Here is a 13,395-nt window from a genome sequence, read left to right on the forward strand (position 1 = left end):
CGGCTCACCCAGCCGCCGGTACCCCCCTCGCAGAAGGAGTCCGCGTGAGATCCACGCCCAGCCGTCGCGCCACCGCGACCGGCGCTCTGATAGCCGTAGCAGCCCTCCTCGCCGTAGGAGTCCAGACAGGCACGGCAACCGCCACAGCCGGCGGTTCCGCCGCCGCTGCCCCGGTCGCCACCAACGCCAAGCATGGCGCCCTGGCCAAGCAGCTCTCCCCCTCCGCGCGTGCCGAGCTGATCCGCGAGGCCAACGCGAGCAAGGCGGCCACGGCCAAGGAGCTCGGTCTCGGCTCTCAGGAGAAGCTCGTCGTCCGGGATGTCGTCCAGGACAACGACGGCACCACGCACACGCGTTACGAGCGCACCTTCAGCGGGCTTCCGGTCCTCGGTGGCGACTTGATCGTCCAGGAGTCCAAGGCCGGTGAGACCGAGGGCGTCACCAAGGCGTCCAAAGTCACCTCTGCACAGCTGAAGGCCGTCGACACCGCCGCCGACGTCGCCCCGGCCAAGGCCGAGACACAGGCTCTCGGTGCGGCCAAGGCCGCCGGTTCCAAGAAGACCGTCGCCGACCGGGCACCGCGCAAGGTGGTCTGGATGGCCCAGGGCAAGCCGCAGCTCGCCTACGAGACCGTCGTCGGCGGACTCCAGCACGACGGCACCCCCAATGAACTGCACGTCGTGACCGACGCCTCCACCGGTGCGAAGCTCTACGAGTGGCAGGCCATCGAGACCGGTACCGGCAACACCCAGTACAGCGGCCAGGTCACGCTCGGCACCGCACCGTCGTACACGCTGACCGACACCGGACGCGGCAACCACAAGACGTACAACCTGAACCACGGCACGTCCGGCACCGGGACGCTCTTCTCCGGCTCCGACGACGTGTGGGGCGACGGAACTCCGCAGAACGCCGAGACGGCCGCCGCGGACGCGCACTACGGTGCGGCCGAGACCTGGGACTACTACAAGAACGTGCAGGGCCGCACCGGCATCCGGGGCGACGGCGTCGGCGCGTACTCCCGCGTCCACTACGGCAACAACTACGTCAACGCCTTCTGGGACGACAGCTGCTTCTGCATGACCTACGGGGACGGCAGCGGCAACGCCGCACCGCTGACCTCACTCGACGTGGCCGCGCACGAGATGACGCACGGTGTCACCTCCGCCACCGCCGGCCTGGTCTACAGCGGCGAGTCCGGCGGCCTCAACGAGGCGACCAGCGACATCATGGCTGCCGCGGTCGAGTTCTACGCCAACAACGCCACCGACAAGGGCGACTACCTGGTCGGCGAGAAGATCGACATCAACGGCAACGGCACCCCGCTGCGTTACATGGACAAGCCGAGCAAGGACGGCGCGTCCAAGGACGCCTGGTACTCCGGCATCGGCGGAGTGGACGTCCACTACTCCTCGGGTCCCGCGAACCACTTCTTCTACCTCCTCTCCGAGGGCAGCGGCGCCAAGACCATCAACGGTGTCTCGTACAACTCCCCGACCTCCGACGGTCTGCCGGTCACCGGCATCGGCCGCGACAAGGCGGCGCTGATCTGGTTCAAGGCGCTCAGCACCAAGTTCAGTTCCACGACGAACTACGCGGCCGCTCGCACCGGTACCCTCGCCGCGGCCGGTGACCTGTACGGCACGACGAGCGCCGAGTACAAGGCGGTCGCCGACGCCTGGGCCGGCGTCAACGTCGGCTCGCGCTCCGGTGGCGGCACCGGCGGCACGGTCTTCCAGAACACGACCCGCGTCGCCATCCCGGACGCAGGCGCGGCCGTCACCAGCTCGGTCAACGTCACCGGAATCACGGGGAACGCGCCCAGCACCCTGCAGGTCGGCGTGGACATCACCCACACCTGGCGCGGTGACCTCGTCATCGACCTCGTCGCTCCGGACGGCACGGCCTACCGGCTGAAGAACTCCTCGATCTCCGATTCGGCGGACAACGTCCAAACGACGTACACCGTCAACGCATCGTCCGAGGTCGCCAACGGCACCTGGAAGCTGAAGGTCCAGGACGTCTACTCGGGTGACACCGGCGCCATCAACAGCTTCAAGCTGACCTTCTGAACCCAGCGCCGCATTCCGCGCACGTGATGCGGTGGTCCCGCCCGGGAGGAGCTCTCATTCCTCCCGGGCGGTTCGCCGTAGGGTGAGCCGCATGATCAGGGTGTTGCTTGCCGACGACGAAAGCATGATCCGCGCGGGTGTCCGGGCGATCCTCGCCACCGACCCCGCCATCGAGGTCGTCGCAGAAGCCGGGGACGGACACGAAGCTGTCGAACTCGCCCGGAAGCACCGGCCCGATGTGGCCCTCCTCGACATCCGGATGCCCCGCCTCGACGGCCTGCAGGCAGCGGCCGAGCTGCGCGGGACGCTGCCCGAGACGGCGCTCATCATGCTCACCACCTTCTCCGAGGACGAATACATCGCACGGGCACTGGGATCGGGAGTGAGCGGCTTCGTCCTCAAGTCCGGTAATCCGCGCGAACTGATCGCGGGGGTGCAGGCCGTGGCAGAGGGAGCGGCCTTCCTCTCCCCCGAAGTGGCTCAACGGGTGATCGCACATCTCGGTACGGGCCGGCTGTCGCGGGCCGCCGATGCCAGAGCCGCGCTGGAGCCGTTGACGGCGCGCGAGCGGGACGTCGTTGCGCTCGTCGGCGCAGGCCTCTCCAATGCGGAGATCGCCGCAAAGCTGTATGTCGTCGAGGGCACCGTCAAGGCCCATGTCAGCGCGGTCCTGAGCCGTCTCGGGCTCAAGAACCGGGTGCAGCTCGCAATCCTTGCGTACGAAGCGGGAATCGTCGGTGACACCGACGAGGGGTCCGGGCCCGCACACTGATCCGTTCAGTCCGGTCGACTTGGTCATGCCGACGAAACTACGGAACCGGCCCCGCCCGGCTCATCGGACGAAAGACAGGTTCCACCCTTCACTTTCGTCAGGGGACTCGGTGCCAGGCGCTCGGGCAAGGTAAAGACCATGCTGAGGGAACGAAAGCGGGACTACGTCACCGACCTGGCCGTCTGGGCAATTCTGTCCGGGCCCGTGCTGGTGTGGAACGGCCCGTCGGACGGCGGGTCATGGCTGTCCGTGGGCGTGGGAGTGGGCGCGCTCGGTATAGCCATACTGGTCCACCGCGCATGGCCGCTGGCAGCGCTCGGCATCGCGGTCGCTCTCAGCCTCGCCGACTCGCGCGAGCTGTACACCGTGTCGTACTCCACGGCGCTGATCGCTCTCGGTTTCTTCGCCGGTCGCCGGTCGGCGGGGGCCCGGCCGGCGCTGTTCAGCTTCGCGGGTATTGCCGCGGTGGGCCTGGTGATCACTCTCACCGCGGGCGCCGAGCTCTGGGAGTGGTTCACCCTGGTGATCACACTGCTGTTCGCGGTCGTGGTGCCCTGGTTGATCGGACGGTACGCGCGGCACTACGCCCAGCTGATCCGGACGGGCTGGCAGCTGGCCGACCGGATGGAGCGCGAGAAGCACACGGCAGCGGATCGGGAGCGGATACGGGAGCGGTCCCGCATCGCCGGAGACATGCATGATTCTCTCGGGCACGAGTTGTCGCTCATCGCGGTCCGCGCGGCAGCGCTGGAAGTCGACCCGTCGCTGAATCGGAGGCAGCAGGCTTCGGCCGGGGAACTGCGCCAGGCGGCGGCGGACGCCACCGCGAGGCTGCGCGACATCATCGGCATACTGCGGACCGACGGCGAAGCCGCGCCCACGGTGCCGTCCGACGAGTCGGTCGCCGAGCTCGTCGAGCGGGCGCGGTCGTCCGGGATGACAGTGCTTCTTCATGCGCCCGGACCTCTCTCCGGGCTGCCGCGAATGACAGAGCGTGCCCTGCACCGGATCGTGCAGGAGGCACTCACCAACGCTGCCAAGCACGCCCCGGGCGCAGAGGTCGACATCCGCATCTCGATGGACGAGGAGCCGACTCTGACGGTCGTGATCACCAATGCGGCGCGTGCAGAGGGCCGCCGCCTACCGGGGATCGCTTCGGGCGGCACCGGGCTGGTGGGTCTCGACGAGCGGGTGCGGCTCGCCGGCGGGTCACTCGCTCACGGCCCACTCGACGACGGGGGGTTCGAATTGGTTGCGAGGTTGCCGGTGATCGCACGGCTCTCGCCGGCCTTGGAGGCCCCCGAGATATCCGACGCTGCCGGGCCCGCCCCGTCCACTTCGGCGCGCGAACTGAGCAGGGCCCGGCAGCGTGTGCGGCGCGGTCTGGTGCAGGTGATCGTCGCGCCGGTCAGTGTGCTGGCCGTTCTCGGGGTGTTGATGTTCGTCTTCCAGTTCTATGTCCAGTCCCACTCGGTCCTGGATCGCAGCCAGTTCGATCTGATCAAGGTCGGTGACTCCCGGGCGGACGTCGAGACGCGCCTGCCCAGCCACACGCTGGACGGCGCGCCCGACGGCCTGCGTCCCGAGCCGGCCGGGGTGGACGACTGTGTCTACTACCGGACCAAGAAGTACGACGCGACGCCGGTCTACCGACTGTGCTTCAAGGAGGGACGACTGGTGGACAAGTCGATCGGAGTCGACGTCCCGGACGAGAACCGCCGCCGGGACGACCAGTAGACCGGACGGGTCAGTTGGGGTTGTTCGCGTGGGTCAGGGTCTCCCAGGCGACGAACAGATTGTTGGATCCGGCGGGCCTCTGCTGTTCGGTGAGGGTCTGGGTGTTGGTCATGGCGATGCCCATCCGGTTGTGCAGGGCGTTGAAGCCGACCTCGGTGATCGGGCCGAGTTTGTCCGTGAGACTCCCTCCGCAGAGCGATGACGGGACTGCCGCGCCCAGCTGGTACTTGGCATGCAGCCCCAGTGCGTGGCGGAGGCGGTCGGCGATCTCGGGGTAGAGATCCTGTCCCTGGATCCGGCCGGTCTCGGCGATGTGGGAGATGGCGGAGAGTCCGTAGCCGGTGTGGGTGAGGTCGCGACAGGTCTCCTGGGAGAGTCCGTCCATGAAGGTCGACTGGCCCTGCCAGTACGTGATGATCTTGTCGCGGGTGTCGAGGCCGCTGCCGGGTGCGGTCTTCGGCAGGGCTCCGTCCGAGACGAGGTAGATGTACGCGGGAACACGTCCACGGAACTTGGTGACGGCCTTGTCGTAGGCGGTGCGGTCTTCGAGGAAGACCGCGATGCCGATCGCGGCCTCGGTCATGCTCAGTTCCCAGTTCCCGTTGCTGTGGGAGCCGTTGATGACCTTGGGGAGGTACACGTTGCGCAGCATGGTGCCGAAGCGGGCGGAGTTCGGCCAGCTGCCGTACGTGTACTTGATGATCTCGGCCGCCCGCGGCCAGGAGGAGCCGGCCCAACCGGTCTGAAGCGGGGCGTTGCTGTTGGTGTGGTCCTGGATGACGGCCGACCAGGCGTCCATGATCTCGATGGACTTCTGGGCGTAGCGACTGTCCTGGGTGATGTACCAGGCGAGCGCCAGGGTGTAGGCGGCTATCGCATCTTCGCGTTCGTCGGTGCAGCCGTAGTTGGGGTTGGAGTACGAGCCGCACTCCACGATGGCGCGTGGCTTGGCGGTGCGCGTGAGCGAGGCGTACTTGCTGGCCAGCATCTGGTCGTACGCGCTCTTCCAGGGCTGTGCGCCGGCCTGGACCTTGGCACGTACGAAGTCGAGTTGGGGGCGGCTGACCAGGACGCCGGGGTGGGTGAAGGAGGCGGGGGCGGCGGCTTTGGCGGCCTTCACCTCGCGGGCGTTCGCGGCGGGTGCGGATCTCTCTGCCGATGCCGGGGCCGTGAAGACCGCGGTGAGAAGTGCGGCCAGGGCGGTGGCGAGGCCGAGGCCGCGCCCGATGGATCCGGTACGCATGTGGGGTGCCTTCCGGTGCGGGGGGTGGTCCAGCAACTCCGTTCAAGACCAGTCCAGTTCACAGACATGAACTTTGAGTCGAGCTGTGAACTCCGTAATGAGTGAGGAACCTAAATGCATATCATGAACACGTCAAGGTCTTGCGTTCAGAAGACGAAGGGGCCCGGCACCTCACAGGTGCCGGGCCCCGGGGAGGACGGGTGGTCAGCGCATCAGCAGGCCCGCACCGTCACCCGTCGCCTCCGTCGGCAGTGCGACCAGGCCGAGTTCCGCGCTGGTTGCCAGCAGCGGGTGAGCGGGAAGCACTCGCACCGTGTAGCCGTAGGGGCCCGTGCGATCGAGGGCGAGCGGGCCTTCGTACAGCCAGCGGCCCTCCAGGTCCTGGCCTCCGCCCGACTTCAGCGGGAAGAACTGCGCGTCCGAGATCGAGTCGGCGGCGTCGACCCGCCCGGCCACCGCCTGCACCTCCACGTCGTCCGGCTCCAGTGCTCCGAGAGCAATCCGGACACGCAGCCCCAGCATCGCCCCCAGCTCGGCCGAACCGCCGACCGTGCTGGGCGCCACGGCCTCCACATGGTCGACAGTGACCCGCGGCCAGGCAGCACGGACCCGTGCCTTCCAGTCCGCGAGCTCCCGCGCCGTGGCGGCGTCCAAGGAGCGGTGGGCGAGCGCGGCGGGGGCGTACAGCCGCTCGACGTACTCGCGCACCATGCGTCCGGCGAGGACCTTGGGGCCGAGCGTGCTCACGGTGCGGCGGACCATCTCGACCCAGCGCCCGGGAAGCCCGTCGTCGCCCCGGTCGTAGAAGCGCGGTGCCACCCGCTCCTCGATCAGCTCGTAGAGGGCGTTCGCCTCCAGCTCGTCACGCCGGTCCTCGTCCATCGCGGACCCGTCGGCGGTCGGAATCGCCCAGCCGAAGTCGGGTTCGAACCACTCGTCCCACCAGCCGTCGAGCACGGACAGGTTGAGACAGCCGTTGAGCGCGGCCTTCATCCCGCTCGTGCCACAGGCCTCCAGGGGCCGCAGCGGGTTGTTGAGCCAGACGTCGCAGCCGGGGTAGAGCTTCTGCGCCATGGCCATCCCGTAGTCGGGCAGGAAGACGATGCGGTGGCGGACCCTGGGGTCGTCGGAGAACCGGACCAGTTCCTGGACCAGCCGTTTCCCGCTGTCGTCAGCGGGGTGTGCCTTGCCTGCGACAACGATCTGAATCGGCCGCGTCGGGTGGAGGAGCAGCTGCATCAGCCGGTCGCGGTCACGAAGCATCAGGGTCAGCCGCTTGTACGAGGGCACGCGGCGCGCGAAGCCGATCGTCAGCACGTCCGGGTCCAGCACGCCGTCGATCCAGCCGAGTTCGGCCGGCTCCGCACCACGCGTGCGCCAGGAGGCGGCAAGCCTCGTGCGCACCTCGGTCACCAGTTGTTCGCGCAGCGTCCGCCGCAGGTCCCAGATTTCACGGTCCGGGATTCCGGCCGCGGCATCCCAGCGTCCCGGGGTGCCGCCGTACCGGGCTCGCAACCCGAAGATCTCGGGGGCGACCCAGGTGGGCGCATGAACGCCATTGGTCACCGAGGTGATCGGCACCTCTGCGGCGTCGAAGCCCGGCCACAGCCCGGCGAACATCTTCCGGCTGACCGCACCGTGCAGGGTGGAGACGCCATTGGCCCGCTGGGCAAGCCGCAGGCCCATGACCGCCATGTTGAAGAGGGTGGGCTCGCCACCGGGGTACGTCTCCATACCGAGCTGCAGGATCCGCTCGACCCCGACACCCGGCAGTTCACCGTCGTCGCCGAAGTGACGGGCGATGAGCTCCCGGTCGAAGCGATCGATTCCGGCAGGCACCGGGGTGTGGGTGGTGAACACCGTGCCGGCCCGCACCGCCTCGACCGAGGAGTCGAAATCCAGCCCGGTTCCGGAGAGTTCACGGATGCGTTCAAGACCGAGGAAACCTGCGTGCCCCTCGTTGGTGTGGAAGACCTCCGGGGCCGCGTGCCCGGTGAGCCGGCAGTAGGTCCGCACGGCTCGTACGCCTCCGATGCCGAGCAGCATCTCCTGCAGCAGTCGGTGTTCGCTGCCACCGCCGTACAGCCGGTCCGTGACGTCGCGTTCGCCCGGCGCGTTCTCCTCCACGTCGGAGTCGAGCAGGAGCAGAGGAACGCGGCCGACCTGGGCCTGCCAGATGCAGGCGTGGAGCGAGCGACCACCCGGAAGGGCCAGTACCACGCGGCTCGGTGTTCCGTCGGCCTCGCGCACCAGGGTGAGCGGCAGTTCATTCGGGTCGAGGAGGGGATAGTGCTCCTGCTGCCAGCCGTCGCGCGACAGGCTCTGCCGGAAGTAGCCGTGCCGGTAGAGCAGGCCGACCCCGACGAGGGGCACGCCCAGATCGCTGGCGGCCTTCAGATGGTCTCCGGCAAGGATGCCGAGTCCGCCGGAGTACTGCGGAAGGGCTGCGGTCACACCGAATTCGGGCGAGAAATACGCCACGGCGGCGGGCAGTTCCGCACCCTGCGCCAGCTGCTCCTGGTACCACCGCGGACCGTCGAGGTACTCCTGGAGCGCGGCGGACACCTCGGCCAGCCGGTGCAGAAACTGCTGGTCCTGGGCCAGCTCGGCAAGGCGCCCGGCGGAGACGGCTCCGAGCAGGCGCACGGGGTCGGAGTCCGCCGCCCGTCTGCTCCCCGGGTCGACGGCCTGGAAGAGCTCACGTGTCTCGGTGTGCCAGGACCAGCGCAGGTTGCGGGCGAGGCCGCTGAGCGGTTGAAGGGGATCGGGGAGGACAGGACGCACGGTGAATCGACGAATGGCCTTCACGTATTCCACCTTTACAGGGGACGTACGAATCCGAGGGGACGCACAACGGTGTGCGTCACTCCGTCACCCTCGACGGTAGCGGTGTGCCGTACTCCGCAACCACGGCGCGCGACCGGCTCACATCGAACGGACCCCGGCGAGCCGCCCGCCCCGGATCCGCCCCGGCCGCGTCGCCTCCGCAGTCCGGCGTCGGATCAGCGGCCCTCTGCGTCTCGTCCGCCCCACCGCCCCCTTCCGCAGATCGGTGCTCATCCGCCACGGGCGTTATGGCCGATTCCACCCCCTCGTACGGCCTTGTGGCCCTTCACGGCACAGGGAAGGCTGCCCAGTGGCGTGTACGGGGGTCGGGTCGAGGCGGACCGACCGCTTTCGACGCGACTCCGTGCGGCGCGCACCACGTCGAGGAGGAGGTTTCGGTTCATGGGACTGACACGGCGACGCCCACGACCGGCACCGGCGATGCGGACAGGCGTGTTCGAGGCCACCGACGCTGCCTCGGCGCAGGTTGAGGGCGGTCTTCCACGAGCCTCCGCACACGGGGCGGAGCCCGGCGTATTCAGACCTTCACCGCTACGCCCGAGTAGTTAACAAACCACCGGATTGGCCCCCCGACAACCGTGGGAAGGCTTCTGCGGTACACAGCCCGAATACAGCCCTAATGCGGATCAACTGCGATCCGGCAGCGGTTCGTATGCAGTCCGTACGCGTCCGGTGCGATGCGGTACTCACCCGCGCACCACACCCGCGCCCCGGCCATTCGAGTGCCATTCGAGTGAATGCGGACAGGAGCGACCATGCTCACACCCCATCAGCCGTCAACGGAACAGCTAGAAAGGACGGACCCTCACAGTCGCGGCGTACGCACACCTCTCTCCACGCCCGCACCGCGTTCCGTGCAGCCCGAGCTCCAGTCCCCAGGTGATTCCATGATCGGTCGCATTCCCGTCCTCGACGTCCGTCCTCTCGTCGATTGCGGCAGGAGGCCCGCCAAGGCCGTTGCCGGTGAGACCTTCCAGGTCACGGCCACCGTCTTCCGTGAGGGACACGAGGCGGTCGCCGCCAATGCCGTTCTGCGGGATCCGAGCGGCCGCCCGGGCCCGTGGACACCGATGCATGAACTCGCTCCCGGCACCGACCGCTGGGGCGCCGATGTCACGCCGGACTCCGAGGGGCACTGGACGTACACGGTCGAGGCCTGGAGCGATCCGGTGACCACCTGGCGCCGGCACGCACAGATCAAGATCCCGGCGGGGATCGACACCGCGCTCGTCCTGGCGGAGGGCGCCCAGCTCTACGAGCGGGCTGCCGGGGGCGTACCGAAACGGGACGGGCGTGAGGCGGTGCTGGCCGCGGCCGATGCGCTGCGCGACGAGTCACGTCCGGCCGCCGCGCGGCTCGCCGCCGCGCTCGCCCCCGAGGCCACCGCCGCGCTCGCCCGCCATCCTCTGCGCGAACTGGTGACCGCGTCCCGCCCGCTCCCCCTCGTCGTCGAGCGCCGACGGGCCCTGTTCGGTTCCTGGTACGAATTCTTCCCGCGGTCGGAGGGCGCCAGGTTCGAGTTGGCCGAGCCGACAAAGGCGGCAAAGGCCACGAGAAGGGGAAGTACGGCGAAGGCGGTGGACCATCCGCAGGGGCAGGGGCACCGGGGAAGGGTTGTCAGCGGCACCTTCCGTACTGCCGCCGAGCGGCTTCCCGCGGTTGCTGCCATGGGGTTCGACGTCGTCTATCTGCCGCCCGTCCACCCCATCGGGACCACCCATCGCAAGGGCCCGAACAACTCGTTGTCCCCGGGCGCCAACGACGTGGGGGTGCCGTGGGCGATCGGTTCGGCCGAGGGCGGTCACGATGCCGTCCACCCCGATCTCGGCACGCTCGACGACTTCGATCACTTCGTCGAGACCGCCCGCACCCTCCGTATGGAGATCGCTCTGGACTTCGCGCTCCAGTGCTCTCCCGACCATCCATGGGTGGAGAAACATCCCGAGTGGTTCCACCACCGCCCGGACGGCACGATCGCGTACGCGGAGAACCCGCCCAAGAAGTACCAGGACATCTATCCGATCGCCTTCGACAAGGATCTGCCGGGGCTGGTCGCGGAGACCCTCCGCATCCTGCGGTTCTGGATGGACCACGGCGTACGGATCTTCCGCGTCGACAATCCGCACACCAAGCCGGTGATCTTCTGGGAGAAGGTCATCGCCGACATCAACCGCACCGACCCCGATGTGATTTTCCTGGCCGAGGCGTTCACCCGCCCCGCGATGATGCATGCGCTCGCCACGGTCGGTTTCCAGCAGTCGTACACGTACTTCACCTGGCGCAATACCAGGCAGGAGCTCACGGAGTACGTCACCGAGCTGGCCGGTGAAGCGGCCTCCTGCATGCGGCCCAACTTCTTCGTGAACACCCCGGACATCCTGCCGGGCTATCTCCAGGACGGCGGACGCCCGGCCTTCGAGGCGCGGGCCGTGCTCGCCGCCACACTCTCGCCGTCCTGGGGCATGTACGCGGGATACGAGCTGTGCGAGAACACCCCGGTGCGGGCCGGCAGCGAGGAGTACCTGAACTCGGAGAAGTACGAAATCCGGCCCAGGGACTGGGAGTCGGCGGAGCGCGAGGGCCGCTCCCTCGCTCCGCTCATCACCTCGCTCAACCGGATCAGGCGCCGTCATCCCGCCCTGCAGCAGCTGCGCGACGTGCACTTCCACGCCGCCGACAACGACGCCCTGATCGTTTACAGCAAGCGCTCGGGTTCGAACATCGTTCTGGTGGTCGTCAACCTCGACCCTCACCACACCCAGGAGGCCACGGTCTCGTTGGACATGCCGCAACTCGGCCTCGACTGGCACGAGACCGTGCCGGTGCGCGACGAGCTCACCGGCCACACCTATCACTGGGGCAGGAACTTCTATGTGCGCCTAGAGCCGGGCGTCACGCCCGCGCACGTCGTCGTCCTGCGACCGTCCCCGCCGACCGGAGGGTCACCCACACCATGATTGTCAATGAGCCCGTCCACGACACGTTCGAGGACACCCCTGCCAAGGACCGGGATCCCGACTGGTTCAAGCGCGCCGTCTTCTACGAGGTCCTCGTCCGGTCCTTCCAGGACTCCAACGGCGACGGCATCGGCGATCTCAAGGGCCTCACCGCCAAGTTGGACTACCTGCAGTGGCTGGGCGTCGACTGTCTCTGGCTGCCGCCGTTCTTCAAGTCGCCCCTGCGCGACGGCGGATACGACGTCTCCGACTACACCGCCGTGCTTCCGGAGTTCGGCGATCTCGCCGACTTCGTGGAGTTCGTCGATGCCGCGCACCATCGCGGGATGCGCGTGATCATCGACTTCGTCATGAACCACACGAGCGATCAGCACGACTGGTTCCAGCAGTCACGCAGCGATCCCGACGGGCCGTACGGCGACTACTACGTCTGGGCCGACGACGACAAGCAGTTCCCTGACGCGCGGATCATCTTCGTCGACACGGAGACGTCCAACTGGACCTTCGACCCGGTGCGCAAGCAGTACTACTGGCACCGGTTCTTCTCCCACCAGCCGGATCTCAACTACGAGAACCCGGCGGTGCAGGAGGAGATCATCTCCGCCCTCCGGTTCTGGCTGGATCTCGGTATCGACGGCTTCCGCGTCGACGCCGTGCCGTACCTGTACCAGCGGGAGGGCACCAACTGCGAGAACCTGCCGGAGACCCACCAGTTCCTCAAGCGGGTGCGCAAGGAGATCGACGCACACTACCCGGACACCGTGCTGCTCGCCGAGGCCAATCAGTGGCCGGAAGACGTCGTCGACTACTTCGGCGACTTCCCGGCCGGCGGCGACGAGTGCCACATGGCGTTCCATTTCCCGGTGATGCCGCGCATCTTCATGGCCGTGCGCCGCGAGAGCCGCTATCCGGTCTCGGAAATCCTGGCGAAGACCCCCGCGATTCCGTCCGGTTGCCAGTGGGGCATCTTCCTGCGCAACCACGACGAGCTCACGCTCGAGATGGTCACGGACGAAGAGCGCGACTACATGTACGCGGAGTACGCCAAGGACCCGCGGATGCGGGCCAACATCGGCATCCGGCGGCGTCTCGCATCCCTCCTGGACAACGACCGCAACCAGATCGAGCTGTTCACGGCTCTGCTCCTGTCGCTGCCGGGCTCCCCGATTCTGTACTACGGGGACGAGATCGGGATGGGCGACAACATCTGGCTGGGCGACCGGGATGCCGTACGCACCCCGATGCAGTGGACGCCCGACCGGAACGCGGGATTCTCCTCCAGCGATCCGGGCCGGCTCTACCTCCCCACGATCATGGACCCGGTCTACGGCTACCAGGTGACCAACGTCGAGGCGGCGATGGCCTCGCCGTCGTCGCTGCTGCACTGGACGCGGCGGATGATCGAGATCCGTAAGCAGAATCGGGCCTTCGGTCTCGGCTCGTACAACGAACTGCCGTCCTCGAACCCCGCGGTGCTCGCCTTCACCCGTGAGTACAAGGACGATCTCGTGCTGTGCGTGCACAACTTCTCGCGGTTCGCACAACCGACGGAGCTCGATCTGCGCACGTTCAACGGGCGTCATCCGGTGGAGCTGATCGGCGGGGTGCGCTTCCCCGCCATCGGCCAGTGGCCCTACCTGCTGACTCTCGCCGGGCACGGGTTCTACTGGTTCAGGTTGCGCAAGGACGTGCCGTCGATCTGATGCGGCGCCACTTCCGCACATACCCAGCGGGGCGGTTTCCGCCGCCCCGCACGGGGCAATCTCC

The 13,395-nt window shown here is 68.0% G+C and carries 7 protein-coding genes; 5 read left to right on the plus strand and 2 right to left on the minus strand.

Going from position 1 to position 13,395, the window contains the following annotated elements; translation table 11 throughout:
• Nucleotides 1-44 precede the first annotated feature (44 nt).
• The 3 genes from ACFU6I_RS10835 (at nucleotide 45) to ACFU6I_RS10845 (ending at nucleotide 4,581) form a co-directional block, all read left to right on the plus strand.
• Nucleotides 45-2,072, plus strand: coding sequence for a M4 family metallopeptidase (locus tag ACFU6I_RS10835; protein ID WP_384363818.1), 2,028 nt, complete (start codon nucleotides 45-47; stop codon nucleotides 2,070-2,072).
• Between the two features lie 91 nt (nucleotides 2,073-2,163).
• Nucleotides 2,164-2,844 carry a response regulator gene (locus ACFU6I_RS10840; protein WP_384363820.1) on the plus strand — a complete coding sequence of 227 codons (681 nt, stop codon included), beginning with the start codon at nucleotides 2,164-2,166 and terminating at the stop codon, nucleotides 2,842-2,844.
• A gap of 138 nt (nucleotides 2,845-2,982) precedes the next feature.
• Nucleotides 2,983-4,581: a sensor histidine kinase gene (locus ACFU6I_RS10845; RefSeq protein WP_384363822.1), complete on the plus strand. Its 1,599-nt coding sequence runs from the start codon at nucleotides 2,983-2,985 to the stop codon at nucleotides 4,579-4,581.
• Nucleotides 4,582-4,591: 10 nt separating this feature from the next.
• On the opposite strand, the gene ACFU6I_RS10850 is transcribed toward ACFU6I_RS10845, so the two are convergent.
• Both ACFU6I_RS10850 and glgP read right to left on the minus strand, forming a co-directional pair.
• On the minus strand, nucleotides 4,592-5,824 hold the full coding sequence (locus tag ACFU6I_RS10850; protein WP_384363824.1) for an alginate lyase family protein: 1,233 nt from the start codon (nucleotides 5,822-5,824) through the stop codon (nucleotides 4,592-4,594).
• A gap of 204 nt (nucleotides 5,825-6,028) precedes the next feature.
• Nucleotides 6,029-8,632: an alpha-glucan family phosphorylase gene (gene glgP, locus ACFU6I_RS10855; protein ID WP_384363826.1), complete on the minus strand. Its 2,604-nt coding sequence runs from the start codon at nucleotides 8,630-8,632 to the stop codon at nucleotides 6,029-6,031.
• Nucleotides 8,633-9,558: 926 nt separating this feature from the next.
• Between glgP and ACFU6I_RS10860 the strand changes: the two genes are divergently transcribed.
• Together ACFU6I_RS10860 and treS are read left to right on the plus strand one after the other, a co-directional pair.
• Nucleotides 9,559-11,628, plus strand: coding sequence for an alpha-1,4-glucan--maltose-1-phosphate maltosyltransferase (locus ACFU6I_RS10860; RefSeq protein ID WP_384363828.1), 2,070 nt, complete (start codon nucleotides 9,559-9,561; stop codon nucleotides 11,626-11,628).
• The gene (gene treS / locus ACFU6I_RS10865; protein ID WP_384363830.1) at nucleotides 11,625-13,331 is read left to right on the plus strand and encodes a maltose alpha-D-glucosyltransferase; all 1,707 of its coding nucleotides are present in this window, start codon (nucleotides 11,625-11,627) and stop codon (nucleotides 13,329-13,331) included. The genes ACFU6I_RS10860 and treS overlap by 4 nt, the downstream gene beginning before the upstream one ends.
• Nucleotides 13,332-13,395 lie beyond the last annotated feature (64 nt).

This window comes from Streptomyces sp. NPDC057486, assembly GCF_042802415.1.
GTDB classification, from domain to species: Bacteria; Actinomycetota; Actinomycetes; order Streptomycetales; family Streptomycetaceae; genus Streptomyces; species Streptomyces yanii.